The organism is Enterobacter sp. K16B, from assembly GCF_020216105.1.
GTDB classification, from domain to species: Bacteria; Pseudomonadota; Gammaproteobacteria; order Enterobacterales; family Enterobacteriaceae; genus Enterobacter; species Enterobacter sichuanensis.
Genome location: NZ_JAIWJZ010000169.1, coordinates 1 through 727 on the forward strand (window position 1 = coordinate 1; position 727 = coordinate 727).

Consider the following 727-nt stretch of genomic DNA (forward strand, 5'->3'; position numbering starts at 1 on the left):
TGAGGACGGTAACCCGGACCGGCCGTACATTGCCGGCGTGCTGCACGACTCGGCGCACGGCGACCACGTCACCATCCGGAACTACAAACGCAACGTCCTGCGCACCCCGGCGAACAACAAAATCCGCCTTGATGACGAGCGTGGTAAAGAGCACATCAAGGTCAGCACGGAGTACGGCGGCAAGAGCCAGCTGAACCTCGGCCACCTGGTTGACAGTGAGAAACAGCAGCGCGGCGAGGGGTTTGAGCTCAGGACGGACAGCTGGGGCGCGATACGGGCGCAGAAAGGGATTTTTATCAGCGCTGACGGCCAGGCGAAGGCGCAGGGTCAGGTGCTGGAGATGCAGGCAGCGATAAGCCAGCTGGAGCAGGCGCGGTCACTGGCTGAATCGCTACGCAGCGCGGCAGAAGCGGCGAGGGCGGAACTGGCAGATGTGCAGACGCAGAAGGCGCTGCTGTCAGAAGCGCTGATGGATTTAAAGAAAGCGGCGCTGCTGGTCTCGGCGCCGGAAGGGATGGCGCAGGTGACGGGGAAAAGCCTGCAGCAGTCGGCGGGAGACAACATCATCAGTACCAGCGGCGGGCACACGGATTTCAGCGCACTGAAAAGATTCACCGTGGCGGCCGGGGAGCGGGTAAGTCTGTATGCGCAAAAGCTGGGCATCAAAATGTTTGCCGGTAAAGGGAAGGTGGAGATCCAGGCACAGGGAGATGAGATGACGCTGGAT

At 61.5% G+C, this 727-nt stretch carries 1 protein-coding gene; it reads left to right on the forward strand.

What is annotated here, in order from left to right:
• The coding region (locus LDK53_RS21985; RefSeq protein WP_225288071.1) for a type VI secretion system Vgr family protein at positions 1–727 on the forward strand (727 nt) is incomplete at both ends.